Annotated in this window: 18 protein-coding genes; 4 read left to right on the forward strand and 14 right to left on the reverse strand. The window is 61.3% G+C overall.

Annotated elements, in window-relative coordinates; genetic code table 11:
• The first annotated feature begins 239 nt into the window (after positions 1-239).
• The 3 genes from ACA074_RS15335 (at position 240) to ACA074_RS15345 (ending at position 3434) form a co-directional block, all read left to right on the forward strand.
• Entirely contained in the window at positions 240-1103 is an 864-nt protein-coding gene (locus ACA074_RS15335) for a LysR family transcriptional regulator (RefSeq protein ID WP_187679828.1), read from the forward strand.
• Positions 1104-1215: 112 nt separating this feature from the next.
• Positions 1216-2361, forward strand: coding sequence for a sterol desaturase/SRPBCC family protein (locus tag ACA074_RS15340; RefSeq protein WP_401266809.1), 1146 nt, complete (start codon positions 1216-1218; stop codon positions 2359-2361).
• A complete protein-coding gene (locus tag ACA074_RS15345) occupies positions 2358-3434 on the forward strand; it encodes an SMP-30/gluconolactonase/LRE family protein (RefSeq protein WP_497677285.1) in 1077 nt (358 codons plus the stop codon). Before ACA074_RS15340 ends, ACA074_RS15345 begins: the two co-directional genes overlap by 4 nt.
• Positions 3435-3496: 62 nt before the next feature.
• Here the strand turns inward: ACA074_RS15345 and ACA074_RS15350 are convergent, their stop codons facing one another.
• Positions 3497-3661, reverse strand: a complete 165-nt coding sequence (locus tag ACA074_RS15350) for a hypothetical protein (protein ID WP_187679806.1) — start codon at positions 3659-3661, stop codon at positions 3497-3499.
• A 109-nt stretch (positions 3662-3770) separates the two neighbouring features.
• The gene (locus tag ACA074_RS15355) at positions 3771-4013 is read right to left on the reverse strand and encodes a DUF465 domain-containing protein (RefSeq protein WP_187679805.1); all 243 of its coding nucleotides are present in this window, start codon (positions 4011-4013) and stop codon (positions 3771-3773) included.
• Positions 4014-4219: 206 nt separating this feature from the next.
• Here ACA074_RS15355 and ACA074_RS15360 point away from each other — a divergent pair, with 206 nt between their 5' ends.
• A complete protein-coding gene (locus ACA074_RS15360; RefSeq protein WP_187679804.1) occupies positions 4220-4741 on the forward strand; it encodes a DUF4142 domain-containing protein in 522 nt (173 codons plus the stop codon).
• A 63-nt stretch (positions 4742-4804) separates the two neighbouring features.
• On the opposite strand, the gene ACA074_RS15365 is transcribed toward ACA074_RS15360, so the two are convergent.
• The 12 genes from ACA074_RS15365 to ACA074_RS15420 all read right to left on the reverse strand — a co-directional run bounded on the left by ACA074_RS15365 (position 4805) and on the right by ACA074_RS15420 (position 19606).
• Positions 4805-5074, reverse strand: coding sequence for a hypothetical protein (locus ACA074_RS15365; RefSeq protein ID WP_497657425.1), 270 nt, complete (start codon positions 5072-5074; stop codon positions 4805-4807).
• A gap of 121 nt (positions 5075-5195) precedes the next feature.
• Positions 5196-7829: an excinuclease ABC subunit UvrA gene (locus ACA074_RS15370; protein WP_497677286.1), complete on the reverse strand. Its 2634-nt coding sequence runs from the start codon at positions 7827-7829 to the stop codon at positions 5196-5198.
• Positions 7830-7858: 29 nt separating this feature from the next.
• A complete protein-coding gene (locus tag ACA074_RS15375; RefSeq protein WP_497677287.1) occupies positions 7859-9970 on the reverse strand; it encodes a hybrid sensor histidine kinase/response regulator in 2112 nt (703 codons plus the stop codon).
• 134 nt (positions 9971-10104) lie between these two features.
• Positions 10105-10794, reverse strand: coding sequence for a GntR family transcriptional regulator (locus ACA074_RS15380; protein ID WP_497677288.1), 690 nt, complete (start codon positions 10792-10794; stop codon positions 10105-10107).
• Between the two features lie 213 nt (positions 10795-11007).
• Positions 11008-11667, reverse strand: coding sequence for a DUF799 domain-containing protein (locus tag ACA074_RS15385; RefSeq protein ID WP_489879465.1), 660 nt, complete (start codon positions 11665-11667; stop codon positions 11008-11010).
• Positions 11664-12032, reverse strand: a complete 369-nt coding sequence (locus ACA074_RS15390; protein ID WP_489879464.1) for a DUF4810 domain-containing protein — start codon at positions 12030-12032, stop codon at positions 11664-11666. The genes ACA074_RS15385 and ACA074_RS15390 overlap by 4 nt, the downstream gene beginning before the upstream one ends.
• A 29-nt stretch (positions 12033-12061) precedes the next feature.
• The gene (locus ACA074_RS15395; protein ID WP_161986630.1) at positions 12062-12748 is read right to left on the reverse strand and encodes a CsgG/HfaB family protein; all 687 of its coding nucleotides are present in this window, start codon (positions 12746-12748) and stop codon (positions 12062-12064) included.
• A gap of 170 nt (positions 12749-12918) precedes the next feature.
• Complete coding sequence (locus ACA074_RS15400; RefSeq protein ID WP_497677289.1) at positions 12919-16017, reverse strand: error-prone DNA polymerase; 3099 nt, start codon at positions 16015-16017, stop codon at positions 12919-12921.
• Positions 15993-17408, reverse strand: coding sequence for a Y-family DNA polymerase (locus ACA074_RS15405; protein ID WP_497677290.1), 1416 nt, complete (start codon positions 17406-17408; stop codon positions 15993-15995). Before ACA074_RS15405 ends, ACA074_RS15400 begins: the two co-directional genes overlap by 25 nt.
• A gap of 7 nt (positions 17409-17415) precedes the next feature.
• Positions 17416-18033: a translesion DNA synthesis-associated protein ImuA gene (gene imuA, locus ACA074_RS15410; protein ID WP_497677291.1), complete on the reverse strand. Its 618-nt coding sequence runs from the start codon at positions 18031-18033 to the stop codon at positions 17416-17418.
• A complete protein-coding gene (gene lexA, locus ACA074_RS15415; protein ID WP_187679794.1) occupies positions 18033-18650 on the reverse strand; it encodes a transcriptional repressor LexA in 618 nt (205 codons plus the stop codon). The genes imuA and lexA overlap by 1 nt, the downstream gene beginning before the upstream one ends.
• Before the next feature lie 38 nt (positions 18651-18688).
• Positions 18689-19606: a LysR family transcriptional regulator gene (locus ACA074_RS15420; protein ID WP_401266838.1), complete on the reverse strand. Its 918-nt coding sequence runs from the start codon at positions 19604-19606 to the stop codon at positions 18689-18691.
• Between the last annotated feature and the right edge of the window lie 29 nt (positions 19607-19635).

Here is a 19635-nt window from a genome sequence, read left to right on the forward strand (position 1 = left end):
GTCGGTGGTGACCGCTTTCCCCTCACCCTGGCCCTCTCCCGAGGGAGAGGGAACCGAGCCGGTGATATTGGCGATCTAAACCGACCTGAGGGTCTTGCTTTGAATCCATAATCGATTCGATCTTTCAGGTCGATGTGTGACGCAAGACACCTCGGTCAATCCCCTCTCCCTCAGGGAGAGGGTTAGGGTGAGGGGCTTTTGCCTTTACAATGCTCGCCACCTCAAACACCGGCCCGCCCATGGACATCGACCTCGCCCGCACCTTCCTCGAAATCGTCCGCCACGGCAGTCTCGCCGCCGCTGCGCAGAAGTTGTTCGTCACGCAAACGGCGATCACCGCCCGGGTACAAAAGCTCGAAAGTCAGTTGGGCAGTACCTTGTTTGTGCGCAATCGCGCCGGGGCGAAATTGACGCCCAATGGTGAAGCGTTCGTGGTCTACGCCAATCAACTGGTGCAGACCTGGGAAGCCGCCCGCCGCGATTTGCCGCTGCCCGAGGGTTATCACAACGTGCTGCACATCGGCGGTGAAGTCAGCCTGTGCAACCCGTTGATGCTCAGTTGGGCGGCCCAATTGCGCGAGAAAATCCCCGGCCATGCCCTGCGCATGGAAATCCGCGATGGCGAAAACCTGCTGCGCCAACTCGAACTCGGTGTGCTCGACGCCGCATTGGTCTATCAACCGGAATACTGGCCGGGATTGCAGGTCGAGCAGGTGCTGGAAGAAAAACTGATTCTGGTGCGTGCGCCGGATCGGCCCGATCCGTACGTTTACATCGACTGGGGGCCGGACTTCCGCCGTCAGCATGATGCCGCTCTGCCGGAAAAAGCCAAAGCCGCGCTGAGTTTCAATCTCGGCCCGCTGGCCCTGCAATACATCCTCGAAAATGGCGGCAGCGGCTACTTCCGTACGCGCGTAGTGCGCACCTATCTGGAAAGCGGCGCACTGGAACCAGTGACCAAAGCCCCTGAATTCGGCTATCCGACCTATCTGGTGTACTCGCGCGATCGCGACTCGGCGACGCTGCAGCAAGCCTTCAATCTGCTGCGCGAAGTGATCCGCACCGATGACGACTGGTCACAACGCTGGAACCCGTTGAGCTGACGCTACCGATTTGCCGCGCAGCATGGCGCATGTGGCCTCAAGGTCTGGGCTGCACAAACGGCGGGATCGGCTAATCTGCCGGGTATAACAACAATACCCACAGGTGAACGCAGTGAGGCAGACCACCGAGGCATTTCGCAGCCGCTATCGCGCGGCGATCCATCCGTTTTACAACCCGTGGCTGCACGGCGTCTTCGTGCTGCTGTTCGGTGTACTGGCCATCGGTGCGTTCTGGAGCACCGTGCAGCAGGTCGGTTGGCTGGAATGGCTGACCGTGCCGCTGACGCTGTTGTTGTTCAACTTTGGCGTGTACATGGTCCATCGCCATCTCGGCCACCATAAAAAAGCTTTCGCAAAAATGTTCTACGCCCGGCATGCGGGCGACCATCACAGCTTCTTCACCCCCGGCCACATGACCTACGACAGCGCCCGGGATTGGCGAGTGATTCTGTTCCCGGCGTGGTTGATCGTGATTCACACGCTGGTCATCACTCTGCCGTTGTGGTGGCTTGTCGCGCAGGTCAACGCCAATGTTGCCGGATTATTTGGCGGCTGCATGGTCCTGGGTTATCTGGCCTACGAGGTGTTTCACGCTGCTGAACACCTGCCGCCAGACAACCCGCTGACGCGCCTGCCGTGGATTCGCCAGATGCGGCGTTTGCACGAACTGCATCACCGTCGCGAGCGCATGCAGGAGCGCAATTTCAATATCGTCCTGCCACTGATGGACTACTTGTTCGGCACCCTGTACTGGGAGCCGGAAACCTCCCCTTCGAGCTATTCGAGAATGCCCATGACCCGCATGCAGCACACGATCGATATCGCCGGCGACCCGATTGCCGTGCTCGCCTATGCCGCCAGTGTCAGCCACTGGCCCGAGTGGCACCCTTCTTCATTAAAGATCGACGGCGCGCAAGGCCCGTTGCACGCCGGGTCACGGTTTGAAGAAGATATTCATGCCGGCGGACGTGCCGGTCACCTCAGTTGGGAAGTCACCGAGTACCTGCCCGGCCGACGCTGGTGCGCGCGAGCGCAAGGCGATCACGGTTTGTCGTTGCTGTTGACCTACGAGTGCTCGGCTGAAGGCAACGGCACACGGTTTGTGCGCACGCTTGATTATCGCTTCGACGGTTTGGGCATGCGCATTGCCAATCAGTTATTGCTCAAACGCCGCATCGAGCGGGAGTCGGCGGCATCGATGCTCGCGTTGCGCGATAGAGCGGCACAGCATCTGGCGTCCGTGAGGGCCAGCGCATGAGGTGGCGGCGGTTTTTATTGCTGCTGATTGTTGTCGTCATCGCGTATCTGCTGCTGATGCCCACCCGGGTGGAACCGGTCGCGTGGAAACCGGCGTCGGCGCCCTCCCTCAGCGAAGGCGTCTATGCCGACAACCAGCGTCTCAAAGCGACCGAACAGGTTGGGCCGAGTGATATCGAAGGCCCGGAAGCGCTACTACTGGAGAGCGATTTCCTGATCACCGGGCTGCATGACGGGCGGCTGATCCGCACCAGTCTCGACGGCAAGACGCGCAAAGTTCTGGCTGATACCGGCGGAAGACCGTTGGGGCTGGCGCGGCATCCCAACGGGTTGCTGGTGATCGCCGACGGGGTCAAAGGCTTGCTCTCGCTGGATGCTCAAGGCCAGTTGATTCCCTTGACCACCGCTGCCAACGGCCTTGAATTTGGTTTCACCGACGACGTGGCGATCGACAAATCCGGGCATTACGCCTATTTCAGCGATGCCTCCAGTCGTTGGGGTTACGGCCATGACGGCGAGGCAATCATCGAGCACGGCGGCGACGGCCGTCTGCTGCGCTATGACTTCCAGACTGGCAAAACCAGCGTACTGCTGGACAAACTGGAGTTCGCCAACGGTGTAACCCTCGGCCCGGATGACGCCTACGTGCTGGTCAACGAGACCGGCGCCTACCGCATCAGTCGCTTCTGGCTGACCGGGCCGAAGGCTGGCACCCACGACGTGTTCATCGATAATTTGCCGGGGCTGCCGGACAACCTGGCGTTCAATGGCAGCAACCGCTTTTGGGTGGCCCTCTACGCACCGCGCAATGCGTTACTGGATGGCACCGCCGGATATCCGTTCGTACGCAAGATGATCGTGCGGGCGCTGACCGTACTCCCCAAACCGGTGGAAAAGCGCGGATTTGTGTTGGGGCTGGATCTTGAGGGCAAGGTGATTGCCAATTTGCAGGATGCCAGCAGCGGCAATTATTCGCCGATCACCACGGTGCGCGAGTATGGGGACTGGTTGTATTTCGGATCGCTCAAGGCCACGCATATGGCGCGCTTGCCACTGACTGAAGCCCTGAAGTAAGCCTGCTGAATTTGCGCTGGATTGACTGACGCCATCGCTGGCTTGCCAGCGATGGCGGTCTGTCAATTAGAGGATTTATCGAACTTGTCGGGGTCTTCATCCTCCGGCAGTTCTTCAACCGGCTCTTCAGGGAATGCGGTGGTATGCGCCGGGCTATTGGGCTCGGGATGGGTCGGAACCGGGTCGAATGCGCCCTGCTCTTCACTGGGGAATTTGGGATCGTTCATAAGGCACCTCGCAAAGAGTCGATGATGGAAGACTCTGAACATTCGAGGTGCCGGGCGAGGCCGTCGTTCCAGTCAATCTGCAACCGTAGGTCGGCAGGTTAATCAGGGGTCAGGCTTTCGCCTGTAACTGCTGGACGATCTTGTCTTTGACTTGCAAGCGCTTCTCTTTGAGTTTCTTCAGTGCGTCGTCACTGGGGGCATCCGACTGGGCGGTTTCGGCCTTGACCACTTCGGCATCAGCTTCGGCATACTTGTTGATCAATGAATCCAGTAACGGATCGTTGGAGCGTTTGTGCTGGATCTCTTCCTTTGCAATCTTCAAGTCCTGTAACAGGTCATGGGGAACCGGCATGGAACACCTCCATCAGTTGATCGGGTGGCCAACGCGACCGATTGCGCTGGCCAGTTACCAGAATGGCCTCGGTTGAGCCGTTCTGTCGACCACCTGTCAGACCAGCGGTGGCCGTTCGTCGCCCTGTCGCAAATGCGATAAAACCTTTGTCCGTCGCCCTGCCTCCACTGCATAACGCTCACAACAAATTGCGTGGAGATACACAAATGGACGGATTCAAGCTGCGTCATCTGGTACTGGCTGTCGCTTTGAGCACTGGCATGAGCAGCGCCTTCGCTGCCACCGACAACAACTTCGTCGATAACGCCGCTGCCGGTGGCATTGCTGAAATCGAAACCAGCCGCCTCGCTCTGGAAAAAAGCCAATCAGCGGACATCAAGGCGTTCGCCACCATGATGATTACCGACCATGGCAACGCCAATGATGAACTGGCGACGATTGCCAAGGCCCATGACATCGAGGTGCCGGACACCACCACGCTGGTCAAGCAGGCCAAAGAGAAAATCCTCGACATGCGCGACGAGTCCTTCGACGCGGCCTACGCCAACAATCAGGTGAAGGCTCACGAAGACACCATCGAGTTGTTCAAGAAGCAGGCCAACACCGTGACGGATGACAAGGTCAAAGGCGCGACTGAGCTGAAAGCGTTCGCCCAGAAAATGCTGCCGGCGCTGGAAAAACATCTGGCAGCGGCGAAGGAACTGCAAGCCAAGCATCCGAGTAAATAAATGATCGGCTGCAAATAACGAGGCCGCATCCAATGGATGCGGCCTCGTTATTTGCGACCCTGATTAACCCCCATCCGTGTCTATATCTGCATCCGTCTCCTCACCCGGTTTCGCACGATCCGGCTCAGGCTCGAAACCCGGGCTGAACTCGTTGTCGTTGTCGGTGTGCTGGTTCTTCTGATCCACCGCCGGATCAGCACTTTGCGCCTGCTCCGTATCACCTTGGCGTTGTGCAGGTTGCGTCGGCGCCGGTTGCCCCGGCACTTGCGGGTCGATGGCCGGATCATTGCGATTGATCGGCTGCCCCGACTGATTTTGCTGTTGCTCGTTCATAAGCACCTCGTTGTTCAAAGCCAGCGCGACTGAAAACAGTCGGGCCTTGAAAGTTCGAAGCCGGCGCCGCGCCAACGTTCAAAACATCGCACTCGCCAGCCGTGCCCATCGGCGCGGGCGACTATCGGCTCAAGGCCCGGGCCAGAAACGGCGCTGTCCGGCTCTTTTTACTCGCTGCGACTTTCTGCGGTGTACCCGCCACAACAATCTTGCCACCCTGATCCCCCGCCCCCGGGCCGATGTCGATCACCCAGTCACTCTGGGCGACCACGCGCATTTCATGCTCGACCACGATCACCGTGTGCCCCGCTGTCACCAGCGTATCGAGCTGTTCCAGTAATCGATCGACATCCCGTGGATGCAGGCCGGTGGTCGGTTCATCCAGCACATACAAGGTCGCGCCGCGCTGGTTGCGCTGCAGTTCGGTGGCCAGTTTGATCCGCTGCGCCTCGCCGCCGGACAGTTCCGTGGCCGGTTGCCCCAGCCGCAGATAACCGAGGCCGATATCACGCAGCACCTCCAGCGAACGACGAATACCCGGCTGTCCGGCAAACACCGTCACCGCTTCATCGACCGTCAATTGCAGCACTTGGGCAATGCTCAAGCCTTCCCAGAGAATCGCCAGGGTCTGCGGGTTGTAACGCGCACCATGACAGGTCGGGCACGGCGCATACACGCTGGGCATAAACAACAACTCGACGCTGACAAAACCCTCTCCTTCGCAGGTCGGGCAACGGCCCTTGGCGACGTTGAAGGAAAACTGCCCGGCGTCATAACCGGCCGCCTGCGCCTCGGGCGTCGCGGCGAACAGCTTGCGCACGTTGTCGAACAGACCGGTGTAGGTCGCCAGATTGGAGCGTGGCGTGCGGCCGATGGGCTTTTGATCGACCTGCACCAGGCGCTTGATCAACTCCAGCCCGGCGACGACCTGACCGCTGCTGACCTGCGGCGCGTCGTCCTCAAGGCTGAGTTCTTCAGGTTCGGCATCAACGCTCGGCCGCCCCAGTTGCGCGCCGACCAATTCCAGTAAGGCCTGACTGACCAGACTCGACTTGCCGGAACCGGACACGCCGGTCACCGAGGTGAAGCAACCCAAAGGAAATTCGGCGCTGAGATGACTGAGGTTATTGCGGCTGATGCCATCGAGTTTCAGCCAGCCCGATGGCTTGCGCGCCGCTCGTGTCGGACGCTGCTGCTCAGCGAACAGATAAGCGCGGGTCTGCGATTGCTCGATGTCGGCCAGACCCGCTGGCGGGCCGCTGTACAGGATCTGCCCACCCTTCTCACCCGCCGCCGGGCCAACGTCGATCAACCAGTCGGCGCGGCGCATGGTTTCCAGATCATGTTCGACCACAAACAGGGTGTTGCCGTCGGCCTTCAAACGCTGCAAGGCTTCGAACAGCGCCTCGCCATCAGCGGGATGCAGCCCGGCGGACGGTTCGTCGAGCACGTAGATCACGCCAAACAACTGCGAACCCAATTGTGTGGCCAGGCGCAAACGCTGCAATTCACCGGACGACAAGGTCGGCGTGCTGCGCTCCAGCGCCAGATAACCCAGCCCCAGATCGGTCAGCGTACTGACCCGCTCCAGCAGGTCCTCGGCAATGCGCTGCGCCGCCAGACGCTTTTCCAGCGACAGGTTCGGCGTGTGGCGCACATCCGGCGCGCCGGCATGGCCGCTCGCACCGTGGACGACGCGTTGCTGGCGCGCTTCGCGGGTCTGCGCATGGCTCAAGGTTTCGCCGCTTTCTTCGGCGTGTTCCAGGTAACTGGCCGCCGCCACCGGTTTCAATACTTCGGCGACTTGCAGCAACGGCATCTGCGACAGTTCACCGATGTCGTAGCCGGCAAACGTCACTGACAACGCTTCGCGCTTCAGGCGTTTGCCATCGCACAGCGGACAAGGACTGCCAAGCATGAACCGCGAAACGCGCTTCTTCATCAGCGCACTTTGCGAGTGGGTGAACGTGTGCAGGATGTAGCGACGGGCGCCAGTGAACGTGCCCTGATAACTCGGCTCCATTTTGCGCTTGAGGGCGACGCGGGTTTCTTCTGGCGTCAGCCCGGCATACACCGGCACGGTCGGGGTTTCTTCGGTAAAGAGAATCCAGTCGCGTTGCTTTTTCGGCAGTTTGCGCCACGGGATATCGACATCAATGCCCATGGTCACGAGGATGTCGCGCAGGTTCTGCCCCTGCCAGGCCAACGGCCAGGAAGCGACGGCCCGTTGGCGGATGGTCAGGTCTGGATCAGGCACCATCAGTGCTTCGGTGACTTCATACACCCGGCCCAGCCCATGACACTCCGGACAGGCGCCCTGCGGGGTGTTCGGTGAAAAGTCCTCGGCGTACAACATCGCCTGACCCGGCGGATAACTGCCGGCGCGGGAATAAAGCATGCGGATCAGACTCGACAACGTGGTCACGCTGCCCACCGACGAGCGTGTGCTCGGCGTACCGCGCTGCTGTTGCAGGGCCACGGCGGGCGGCAAGCCTTCAATAGAATCGACATCCGGCACACCCACCTGATCGATCAGCCGTCGCGCGTACGGCGCGACTGACTCGAAATAGCGGCGCTGCGCTTCGGCATACAAGGTGGAAAACGCCAGCGACGACTTGCCCGAACCGGACACGCCGGTAAACACCACCAGCGCATCGCGGGGGATGTCGACGTCGACGTTCTTCAGATTGTGCTCACGGGCGCCACGCACCCGAACCATACCGGCGGGTGCTTTGGAGGTGCGTTTGGAAGTCATCAGCCTGCCTTGGTGAGGGAGTTTTCAGCTCAGTCGTTAAGCACCGCACGAATCATCTGCAATAGCGCTTCGGGGCCATAGGGTTTGCCCAGCAAATGGGTGTCGGGGCTGAGTTGGTGATTGCGCGAAATGATGTCGCGGGTATGGCCGGAGGTGAACAGCACCGCCACCGGGGGTGTCTGCACCTTGGCCCACGCGGCCAGATCGGAACTCTTGATCAGCCCCGGCATGACCACGTCGGTGAAAATCAGATCGACATCGACGCCTTCCAGCAGCATCTGCATGGCCGCGTCGCCGTTGCCTGCGGTCAACACCCGGTAACCTTCTTCACGCAACAACTCGACGGCCGAGGTGCGCACCGCGTCGTTGTCCTCGACCACCAGAATCGTCTCGTGACCACCTCTCTGGTGATTGTCGATGCTCGGTGATTCTTCGCGGATCGGCCGCAGGCTGCGCGGGAAATACAGCTGCACCCGCGTGCCCTCGCCGAGCGTACTGTCGATCTCGACGTGTCCGCCACTTTGTTTGACGAAACCAAACACCATGCTCAGGCCCAGCCCGGTGCCCTGGCCGTCGGCCTTGGTGGTGAAGAACGGTTCAAACACCTGCTCCAGCATCTGCGGCGGAATGCCTGGACCGGTATCGCTGACCGCCACCCGCACAAAATCGCCTGCGCAGATGCCTTTACCGGCGCAAAACGTGCTGTCGAGTCGGGTATTGAGGGCGCTGAGGACAATGGTGCCCTCACCCTGCATCGCGTCCCGGGCGTTGATCGCCAGGTTGAGAATCGCGTTTTCCAGTTGATTGCGGTCGACGTTGATGTGCCACGGTTCTTGCGGCAACTGCATATCGATCTGAATGGTTTCGCCCAACGCCCGTTGCAATAACTCGCCCACGCCGTCGAAGATCTGCTGCGGTTTGCACACTGCCGGTGATAGCGGCTGACGCCGGGCAAACGCAAGCAATTGCGAGGACAGCTTGGCACCGCGCTCGACTGCCGCCAGCGAGGCACTGACGCGCCGTTGCACGTTGGCATTGTCCGGTTCATGGCGTGCCAGCAAGTGCAGGTTGCCGGCGATCACTTGCAACAGGTTATTGAAGTCATGGGCCACGCCGCCAGTCAGTCCGCCGATCGCTTCGAGCTTCTGCGACTGACGCAATTGCTCCTCGGCGGCCAGCCGCGCGCCGACTTCACTGGCCACCCGTTGTTCAAGGTTGCGGGTGAATTTGAGCAGGGACTCTTCGGCGATCTTGCGCTCGTGGATGTCGATCAACACACCGGGGAAACGAAACGGTTCGCCCTGTTCATTGAACTCGCAGGCACCGCTGGCCAGGACCCACAGATAACTGCCATCGCTGCGCTGTACACGGTATTCGGCGTTGTAGGGCTCACCGGTCTGCATTGAATGGACGACCCGCTCCTGCACCCAGGGCAAGTCATCGGGATGGATGCGCGAGCGAGCGACGTCTCGCGCCAGGTTGCTCAGATCCTGGTTCGGTGGATAAGAGAACGTCCGGGCGAAACGTTCGTCTGCCGACATCGTGTCGCTTTTCACATCCCAGACAAACGAGCCGAGCAAGGCGCCGGCATTCAATGCCAGACGCACCCGTTCGTTATCGGCGCGGTAGGCATCTTCGGCGGCCTGACGCAGCTGTTCGGCAACCACCCGTTCAGTGGTTTCCACCACCGTCGCCATCACACCGGCAGGCGCGCCCGTGTCGTCGGGTACGGGGTTGTAATACAGATCCATCCAGACGTCTTCGGGCACGCCATCGCGCAGTAATACCAGTTCCTTGTTGCGGTAAGACAAGGTGCCACCGGCCAGACACGTATCCACCACATGCCGGTTGAACTCGGCGACTTCCGGCCAGCCCAGTTCCACCGGTGAACCCAGCAGGTAGGGATGCCGGCCACCCGCGAACTCCGAATAACCGTCGTTGTAAATCATGTAGCCAGCACGCCCCCACAGCATGACCATCGGCAACGGCGAAGCGAGCAGCATCTGCACGGCGCTGCGCAAGCTGGTGGGCCAGGTATCCAGCGGCCCCAGGTCAGTCTGGCTCCAGTCGAACGCACAAATGCGCCCGGCCATTTCGCCTTTCCAGCCGTCACAACCGTGGCTATCGGATAAAAACTGCATCGGTTGACTCGGTGTCCTGTGCTGATTGCCCGATAAACCGCGACGCCGAAAGGACGCGATGCCCGTCTGTTTCGAGCATCGCCGAGCGTATTGGTTTCATTAGATGTATAGCCGATTTCAGACGCCGTTCAGGTTTAAACACCGATCAGATGTTTGAGCGGATGGTAGCCAGTTTTCATTTTGGCGGCGACGTCGAGAATGGCCTTCTCGATACCGTTCAGGTGCACGCAGGTCAGTTCGATGGCGGCGCTCTGATTGCCGGCCTCGATGTACTCGATCAAGCGCAGGTGTTCATTGTCGCGGCAGGCTTCGTGGCTGTCGTCATCCAGTGCGGCAATGTACAGCGAGGCGCGGGAAATCAGCTTATGGAACCAGTCGAGCAGCACCGGATTATTCAGGCTGCGGGCAAGCTTGAGGTGGAACTCGCCGAGCAGGTAGATCAGTCGCTCGTGATCGCCGGCCTCATGGGCTTGATCTTCCAGCAGCAAGTGTTCGCGCAGGACCTGCATGGCGGCGATGTCTTTGCGTCGGCATAGCTCGGTGACAATGCCGATCTCGATCAGGCGCCGGGTTTCAAACAGCGAACGAATCTCTTCGTTACTGGGCAACGAAACCGATGCGCCTTTATTGGGTTCGGTAGTCACCAGTCCATCGGCCTCCAAATGCTTGAGCGCGGCGCGCACCGACGTGCGGCTGACATTAAACAACTCCGCCAGCGAAGCCTCGCCCAGTTTCATCCCCGGGCGCAGCGAACGCTTGCTGATCGCCTCGTAAACCCCTTGGTAGACGCGGTCGACGGTGGTTTCCGGTTTCTTCTCGGTCACTCGAAAGCTCCTTCCGTGCTGGCAACGTTGCCGTGGCGCATGAACTGTCGCGCAGGATATCGCCTTCGGCCGCAAGATGCAGGGTCTTGATTGCAAGTCGATATCGAAGAAAGTCGAGAAGTGTTCAGGCAAAAAAAATCGCAGCCTGTTGCCGCTTCTCGCAAATGTATTTACAAGAAGCGACCCCAGGCTGCGATCTTTTTATCTTCGCTGTCAGTCCGTGCCGTATTTCGGCGAACGTGGCCCGTACAGCAGGCCCGCCGGATGTCCGGCCGACAACAGACGATTGCTGGCGACACCGGCAATCGGATAACCGGCGTCGGTAGAACTGTTGATGATCTGCTTCACCGCTGCGGTAATCAGCATGCCAACCAGGCCACCCGCGTTACCGTTGTTACCCTCTTCGCTCGAGGCTCGCGCCGAACCGGTCCACAGCGTGGTGCCGGATTTCAGATCGACCAGTCTGGCGGTAGCGGTCACTGCGGTTTCGCTGCTGATCACCATGTAACGCGTACCGTACTCGGTCACGGTGATGTACAGCGCCGCATCCGCGCCGAAGATTTCCTTCAGTTTGTCGGGCGGTGCCTGATGGATATCATCCGGCGTGGTCAGGCCGTTCTGGCGGAACGTCTCGTCAACCAGCGCGATCGGCAGCACGTAATAACCGGCCTCGGCCAGCGGAAACGTCACTTGCGACAACAGGCTGTAGGAGGCCTTGACGTCCGGCGAGGTGTTCAGCGGCGGCAGCACCAGAATGGTCTTCGGACGCGCTTGTTTATACGCCGAGTAATCCACGGTCTTGGGTTTTACGCAGCCACCCAGAAGGGTCAGTGCCAGCACGCCCACCAGCAGTTTCACTGCACGCGGGATCATTTGGCGTCTCCGGTCTTGGCGTTTTTAAGCAGGAAATCCATGTACGTGCCGGACTCTGGAAACAGGGTCTTTTCGGTACGGAACTGCTGCACCATCTGATCGTCCTTACCCATGCTCAGGTACAGCAGACCGAGGTGCGCGTGGTAACCCGGTGGTACGGCCTTACCCGTGGAGCGGATCTTCTGCAGGTCGGCTTCCAGTGCTTCAGCCTGGGCTTCTTTCGGTGTTTCGCTTTTGAAATACTCGTAGACCTGGGGTTCGTAGCCTTCCCACTGGTACAGGGTTTGCGGGCCGGCGCAACCCGCCAGCAAGGCGCTGGCGGCCAGCGTCAGGGTCATCAGCGACCGCGACAGATTCAAATTCATGGGTTGTTGCTCCTTGCAATGGGCGTCGATCAGTTGCCCGGTTTCCAGGCACCGGCGTTCATGCCATCAACCAGACGATTGATCGCCTCGCGCATGGCCAGATCCAGGACTTTGCCGTTGAGGGTGGAGTCGTAGGCAGCGGTGCCGCCGAAGCCGATGATTTCGCGATTGGACAAGGCGTATTCGCCGGCGCCCTGGGTCGAATACACCACTTCCGAAGTGCTGATGTTGACGATGTTCAGGTTGACCTTGGCGTAGGCCACTTGAGTTTTGCCGCGACCAAGAATGCCGAACAACTGGTGGTCGCCGGTCTCTTTACGGCCAAACTCGGTGACATCACCGGTGACCACATAATCAGCGCCCTTGAGGCGTTGGGCCTGGCCCTTGATCGCCGCTTCCTGCTGGATTTCGCCCATGTTGTCGCGATCCAGCACGGAGAAACGGTTGGTCTGCTGCAAGTGCGTGATCAGGATGGTCTTGGCCTGACCACCGAGACGGTCGACGCCGTCGGAGAAGATCCCGCGCATATAGCTGGAGCGGTTATCGAACTTGCCCACGGCCATCGGCACGCGAACGCCAGTCCAGACTTGCGTGGCGCTTTCAACCTTGGCCACCGGCAGCGCGCGGGAGCTTTCGGTCGCGCAACCGGCGAGCGTGCCGGCGATTGTGCCCAGCACGGCAATCGCAACGCCTGAGACCAGCATCCGGGAGATCATTCTCACTGAGTATTTCCTTCTTGAAAAACGGGGGGTGTCCCGGCACAGCAACGCGGTGGGGAGCGGAAAAGGGGCGGCATTATGACAAAGTGCCATCATTGATGACAGATTTTTTTTGACGCCAATGGATTGGCTGCTCTGGGAACGATCAGACAGAGAATTTTGTGGTGTCAGTGGAAATCGCGGCTCTGCACGCGGATGCCGTTGAGCAGCGGACTCAGGTCGCTCAGGCGGCCGGCGATCAAGTGGCGCACGTCGCCCTCGCGCTCCCAGCGGCCATCGACCTTGAGCAGTTGCGAGCCGACCAGTACCTGGCGCTGACGCTCGGCCAGGTCGCGCCAGACCACCACATTGACGTTGCCGAACTCGTCTTCCAGGGTGACAAACGTCACGCCGCTGGCAGTGCCCGGTCGTTGCCGGCCCGTCACCAGTCCGGCAATGCTGACCGGGCGACCATGCTCAACGTCGAGCAACTCTTTTGAACTGCGGCAACGCCGCGCCTTCAGTTCGTCGCGCAACAACGCCAACGGATGCGGCCCCAGGGTGGTGCCGACCGTCGTGTAATCGGCGTACAGATCTTCGCCGACACTGGGCTTGGGTAGCACCACGTCAGGCTCTTCCTGACTCGGCAAACCGGCAAACAACCCCAGCTGTTTCTGCACCCCAGCGACTTCCCAGCGCGCCCGATGCCGATGACCGGCCAGGCCGCGCAACGCTCCGGAATCTGCCAGCAGCGCCTGCGCCCGACTGTCGAGTGCGGCCCGCTCGCCCAAATCGGCAACATCGGCAAATGCCCCGCGCATCCGCGCCGCTTCAATGCGTCGGGCATCGTCCTCGCGAAAACCCTTGATCATGCGCAGCCCCATGCGAATCGCCGGTTGTGCGCCGCTGATCGGTTCCAGGCTGCAATCCCAGTCACTGGCGCGCACGTCCACCGGGCGGATCTGCAGCTGATGCCGACGGGCGTCCTGAAGAATCTGGTCGGGGCTGTAGAAGCCCATCGGCCAACTGTTGATCAGCGCACAGGCGAACGCCGCCGGTTCGTGGCACTTGAGCCAGCAACTGGCGTAGGTCAGCAAGGCGAAACTGGCCGCGTGGGATTCGGGAAAACCGTAGCTGCCGAAGCCTTTGATCTGCTCGAAAATCTGCGCGGCGAACTCCGGCGTGTAGCCGTTTTTCTTCATGCCGGCGGCGAGTCGCTCCTTGTGCGGCTCAAGCCCGCCGTGGCGTTTCCACGCGGCCATGGAGCGGCGCAACTGATCGGCCTCGCCGGGGCTGTAGTCCGCGGCGACGATGGCGATCTGCATCACTTGTTCCTGAAACAGCGGCACGCCGAGGGTGCGTTTGAGCACCACTTCCAGTTCCGGTGACGGATAGGTTTCCGGCTCTTCCTTGTTCCGCCGGCGCAGGTACGGATGGACCATGCCGCCCTGAATCGGGCCCGGCCGGACGATGGCCACCTCAATCACCAGATCGTAGAACTTCGCCGGTCGCAGGCGCGGCAGCATCGACATCTGTGCGCGGGACTCGATCTGGAACACGCCGATGGTGTCGGCGCGGCTGATCATGTCGTAGGTCGGTTTGTCTTCGGCCGGAATCGTCGCCAGTGTCAGATCCAGATGACGATGACGGCGCAGCAGATCGAAACAGCGGCGAATCGCGCTGAGCATGCCCAGCGCGAGGATGTCGACCTTAAGCAACCCGACCGCGTCGAGGTCGTCCTTGTCCCACTGAATGATCGTGCGGTCGGCCATGGCGGCGTTTTCCACCGGCACCAGACTGTCCAGCGGTTGCTCGGAAATCACAAAACCACCGGGGTGCTGCGACAGGTGCCGGGGGAAACCGATCAGTTGCCCGGTCAGGCTCAACACCCGGCGCAGCACCGGGCTGTCGGGATCGAATCCGCCCTCAATCAGGCGTGCCACTGGCGGTGTTTCATCGCTCCAATGGCCGCAGCAATCGGCTAGCGCATTGATCTGATCCGGCGGCAGGCCCAACGCCTTGGCCACATCGCGCACCGCACCGGCGGCGTGATAAGTGCTGACCACCGCTGTCAGCGCCGCGCGATGGCGGCCGTAACGGCGAAACACGTATTGCAGGACTTCCTCGCGGCGTTCGTGCTCGAAGTCGACGTCGATATCCGGCGGCTCGTTGCGCTCTTTCGACATGAAGCGTTCGAACAGCAACGTGGTGCGATCCGGGTCGATTTCGGTGATGCCCAAGGCAAAGCACACCGCCGAGTTGGCCGCCGAACCACGGCCCTGACAGAGAATGTGCTGCTCGCGGGCGAAGCGCACCACGTCGTGTACGGTGAGGAAATAGCTTTCGTAGCCGAGTTCGGCGATCAGCTTCAGCTCATCGTCGATCTGCTTGAGCACTTTGGCCTGCGGCCCTTTCGGCCAGCGCCAGGCGATGCCTTCTTCGGTCAGGTGGCGCAACCAGGAACTGGCGCTGTGCCCGTCCGGCACCAGCTCTTTGGGATATTGATAACGCAACTGGCCCAGATCAAAGGTGCAGCGCCGGGCCAGACTCACCGACGCCTCCAGCAAGGCCGGCGGATACAGTTCGCGCAACACCTCGACACTGCGCAAATGCCGCTCGCCATTGGGGTGCAGGCGCAATCCGGCTTCCGCCACCGGGACGTGATGACGAATCGCAGTCATGGTGTCCTGCAAGGCGCGTCGGCCTCGGGCATGCATGTGTACATCACCACTGGCCACGGCAGGAATTCCCAACTCACCCGCCAGACTCGACAACGCCGCCAGCCGCCGCTGATCGTCCTGCCCGCGATGCAACTGCACCGCCAGCCACAGCCGTTCGCCGAAGGTTTGTTTCAGCCAACGGCCCTCTTGCACGTCATCTACCGAGTCCGGCACCCACAACACCAACAACCCGGGCAGCGCTTCGTTGAAGTCCTCGCGCAGCACCTGATACTGGCCCTTTTGCGTGCGCCGCCGGGCGCGGGTGATCAAGCCGCACAGCGCCTGATACCCCTCAAGGTTCTCCACCAGCAGCACCAGTTTCGGGCCGTTGTCGATGCGAATCTCGCTGCCGATAATCAGCGGCAATTCAACGGATTTCGCCGCTTGCCAAGCCCGGACAATCCCCGCCAGCGTGCATTCGTCGGTGATCGCCAGCGCCTGATAGCCGTGCTTTTTCGCCCGCTGGAACAACTCCAGCGCACTGGACGCACCGCGCTGGAAACTGAAGTTCGACAGGCAATGCAGTTCGGCGTAGCCATCGTTCATCCGAACCAGCCCTGCAGCCACAGCGGACCGCCCTCGCCCACCGCCCGATAGGCCCAGCCTTGCTGACCGGCGCGGTTCTGGATCAGGTAGTAATCGCGGCGTACATCGTCACCGTCCCACCAGCCTGATTCGATGCGCTCCGGGCCCATGAGGATGCGTGCCGAACCTTGCGCCACGCTCTGCGGTTCACCGAGCAACCAGCCCGGGCGGTAGACACTCGGCAAACCGGCGCAACGTTGTTTGTCGACGCCGTTCTGCCACGCGCATTCGGGCCGATGATCGGCCTGAAAGCGCAGGCCTTGCACGGCGTCATCGCCCAGCCGTGCGCGCAGGCGTTCGCGCAACTGCTCCCAAGGCAAGGTCTGCTGCGGACGGTCATCGAACAGTTCCTGAAACTGCGGCACAAAACTCGGCAAATCTTCGGCACGCAGACGGAAACCGCGCACTGGCGCGTCAACCTGCACCTGTTCCAGCCGTCCACGGGCCAGTTCGAAGAGCATCGCCGGGTCGCGTTCGGCGCTGAGCAGGCCGACCTTGATCAAGGTGTCCGGCAACCCGGCGTGTTCCAGATGCAGGTCGAAACGCTGCACGCCGCTGTCGCGCCCACACAGAAACGCCGACAGATCGCCGGTCAAGCGTCGTAAAGGGAACAGCAGCGCCTGATGGGATTGCACATCGAAATTGAGTTCGATGCGCACATCGAAACGATCCGGCGGCAGATAGAACGCCAGCGCCAGCGGCCGCGCACCGAACAAGGTGTCGAGATGTTTGAGCATCGGCGCTTCGAAGCGTCGGGCCAGTGCCTGACGCGGCAGGCTCTGCACCTGACTCAGGTTGCGCAGGCCCATGCGCGACAATGCTGTGGCCACGCCCGGCTCCAGACCGACCCGGTCGATGGGCAATTGCCCTAGATGATGCTGCAAGGCTTCGCCGTCCGGCACCACCAGTCCGTCATAGGCGTTGGCCAGAATGCGTGCCGCCACCGGGTTGGGTGCAGCGACGATGCGATGACGGAAACCCAGATCGGTCAGTTCCTTGCGCAACCGCGCCTCGAACTGCGCCCAGGAACCGAACAGGCCCAGGCTCGATTCGATCTCGAACACCACGGTGCGCGGGTAATGCACGCTGACCTGCGCGCTGAAGCGGTAGGCCCATGCGGCCAGAAACTGCTGCCAGTGTTCGACCTCGGCCACTTCATAATCGGCGGTGGCAAAACCTTTGCTCAGGGCTTGCGCAGCGGTCATCGACTGGCCGGGACGCAAGCCGAGTTTGCGCGCTGCCGGGTTGACCGCTTGCAGCACCCGGCGCTGGGCCGGGCCGCTGAGCAACACCAACGGCTCATCGGGATCGGGCCGCTGACGCAAGACGGCGTCGAGGGCCAATTGCGGGAACAGAATACACACCCAGCGCATGACGACCTCAATGCCCCACGGCAAAGGCAATCGGCGCCGTGCGCGCCAGTCCGCCACGGCACTTGAGTACGCGCAGTTGGGCCGGTTTTGCATCGATGGCGATGCGCAACGCTGCCGGTGACGGGTTGATCGCTTCGCTTAAGGGGCGCCACGCAAAGGCCAGGGTATGGCCGGTTTCCGCCGCCACCTGCAAACGCCGCAACGCTCGGTCATCAGCCTTGTGCGGCCAGCACAGCACCGCGCCGCAACTGCCCGAACGCAGGCATTGTTCCGCCGCCCACAAGGCATCGCGTTCACTGGCCTGAATCACCGACAACTGACGTAGGTCGACCCCGGCGTTCTCCCACGCCTGCGGGTACGGCACGAAAGGTGGCGCTATCAGCACGATGCGCTCACCCGCCGCCGACAACCGCGCCAGCGTCGGCCACACCAGTTGCAGCTCACCCACACCGGGGCCTGCCAGGAGGATTTCGCTCAATGCCGCTTCCGGCCAGCCACCGCTGGGCAATGCTGCGTCCAGCGCGGCATGCCCGGTCGGTTGTGGGCTGGCGGCCGGTGGCGCAGGACGGCCCTTCCAGACCTGGCCGCCATTGAACAGGGTATCCAACGCAACGACGGCGCCCATCAGCCTTGCCTCACCAGACCGCAGAACACCCCTTCGATGGCCAGATCCTGATCGTCACGCACGACAATAGGCTGATACGCCGGGTTGCGCGGTAACAGCCGCACCACATCGCCGACGCGCTCGAAACGCTTGATGGTGACTTCACCGTCGAGCCGCGCCACGACGATCTGGCCGTTGAGCGCCTCGGGATTGCGCCGCACACCGACCAGATCACCATCGAGAATGCCGTCCTCGATCATCGAGTCGCCTTGCACTCGCAGCATGTAATCGGGTGTGCGGGAGAACAGCGCCGGGTCGAGCATCAGGCGGTTATGAATGTCGGCATCAGCACCAATCGGCGCACCGGCGGCAACCCGGCCGAGTACAGGAATCTCCAGCAACTCCGCACGTGCCGGTTGCCCGAGCAAGCGAATGCCCCGGGCCTGATGCGGGTTGACCTCGATAAACCCGGCTTCGGTGAGCGCCAGCACATGCTTGCGCGCCACGCTGCGCGAGGCAAAACCAAAAGCCTCGCTGATTTCAGCGAGGCTTGGAGGCTGACCGTGTTCGGCGATGCGTTCGCGGATAAAGGTCAGGATGGCGGTACGGCGGGGAGTCAGGTTCGTCATGGAGTACATTTGTACTCCTGTAGGATTTTCCTGACAAGCACCGCCAGTCAGCTCAAACCACGCTCGGCCAGAAACCCTGCGATGTAATCGATAAACGCCACGACTTTCGCCGTGGCGCGCCGATGGCTCGGGTACACCGCAAGAATGTGCGGGCCGAAGCTGTCCGGATCGATGGCGTATTCGGCCATGACCCGCACCAGTCGCCCGTCCGCAATATAAGGCGCGGCACTCCACAACGGCGTATGCAGCAAACCGCGCCCGGCCAAAGCGCTGGCCAGCAGCAAGTCGTAATTGTCACTGCGCAAGCGTGGCGTTGCCGGTTGCGGCAGGCTCAGGCGCTGACCGTCACGCTCGGCCCACCAGAACTCACGGCTGAGCAACGGGTGCCGGTACAGCAGCCATTCATGCTGATCTAGGGTTTGCGGATTCACCGGCAAGCCCTTGCGCGCCAGATACTCAGGGCTGCCGCACAGGGCCAGGCGATTGCTGCCGACCACCCGCGCGATCAGCCCCGGCAAGTCATCGTGACCTTCGCGCAAGGCCAGGTCGTAGCCGCTTTCCAGCAGATTGACGAACTCGTCGCACAGATCCACTTGCAGGCTGATCTGCGGGTATTGCTGCAAAAAGCCGTCGCACACTTGATCGAGAAACGCACGCCCGTACGCCAGCGGCGCGGTGATTTTCAGGCTGCCGCGCAAACCGTGCTGCAGTTGCTCGATTTCCTCGCTGGCCTCTTCCAGGCGCTGCAGCACCAAGCGTGCGGTTTCCAGATACACCCGGCCGATTTCGGTGAGCAAAATCCGCCGGGTACTGCGCTCAAACAGCCGCGCCCCGAGTTCGGCTTCCAGGTGGTTGACCGCTTTGGTCAGCGCCGACGGCGTCTTGCCCAGTTGCTCGGCAGCGCGGCTGAAACTGCCGAGTTGCGCGGTGACCACGAACATTTTCAATGCACCCAACTTGTCCATGCTTTTTCCATTCAGGCAAAAACGTTTTT

The organism is Pseudomonas sp. LBUM1655 (genome assembly GCF_059716085.1).

Excerpts from the sequence above, each read along its gene's own strand:
- ACA074_RS15335 (WP_187679828.1), top strand. The coding sequence starts at position 240 with ATGGACATCGACCTCGCCCGCACCTTCCTCGAAATCGTCCGCCACGGC.
- ACA074_RS15345 (WP_497677285.1), top strand. The coding sequence starts at position 2,358 with ATGAGGTGGCGGCGGTTTTTATTGCTGCTGATTGTTGTCGTCATCGCG.
- ACA074_RS15350 (WP_187679806.1), bottom strand. The coding sequence starts at position 3,661 with ATGAACGATCCCAAATTCCCCAGTGAAGAGCAGGGCGCATTCGACCCG.
- ACA074_RS15355 (WP_187679805.1), bottom strand. The coding sequence starts at position 4,013 with ATGCCGGTTCCCCATGACCTGTTACAGGACTTGAAGATTGCAAAGGAA.
- ACA074_RS15360 (WP_187679804.1), top strand. The coding sequence starts at position 4,220 with ATGGACGGATTCAAGCTGCGTCATCTGGTACTGGCTGTCGCTTTGAGC.
- ACA074_RS15365 (WP_497657425.1), bottom strand. The coding sequence starts at position 5,074 with ATGAACGAGCAACAGCAAAATCAGTCGGGGCAGCCGATCAATCGCAAT.
- ACA074_RS15370 (WP_497677286.1), bottom strand. The coding sequence starts at position 7,829 with ATGACTTCCAAACGCACCTCCAAAGCACCCGCCGGTATGGTTCGGGTG.
- ACA074_RS15375 (WP_497677287.1), bottom strand. The coding sequence starts at position 9,970 with ATGCAGTTTTTATCCGATAGCCACGGTTGTGACGGCTGGAAAGGCGAA.
- ACA074_RS15385 (WP_489879465.1), bottom strand. The coding sequence starts at position 11,667 with ATGATCCCGCGTGCAGTGAAACTGCTGGTGGGCGTGCTGGCACTGACC.
- ACA074_RS15390 (WP_489879464.1), bottom strand. The coding sequence starts at position 12,032 with ATGAATTTGAATCTGTCGCGGTCGCTGATGACCCTGACGCTGGCCGCC.
- ACA074_RS15395 (WP_161986630.1), bottom strand. The coding sequence starts at position 12,748 with ATGATCTCCCGGATGCTGGTCTCAGGCGTTGCGATTGCCGTGCTGGGC.
- ACA074_RS15405 (WP_497677290.1), bottom strand. The coding sequence starts at position 17,408 with ATGCGCTGGGTGTGTATTCTGTTCCCGCAATTGGCCCTCGACGCCGTC.
- imuA (WP_497677291.1), bottom strand. The coding sequence starts at position 18,033 with ATGGGCGCCGTCGTTGCGTTGGATACCCTGTTCAATGGCGGCCAGGTC.
- lexA (WP_187679794.1), bottom strand. The coding sequence starts at position 18,650 with ATGTACTCCATGACGAACCTGACTCCCCGCCGTACCGCCATCCTGACC.
- ACA074_RS15420 (WP_401266838.1), bottom strand. The coding sequence starts at position 19,606 with ATGGACAAGTTGGGTGCATTGAAAATGTTCGTGGTCACCGCGCAACTC.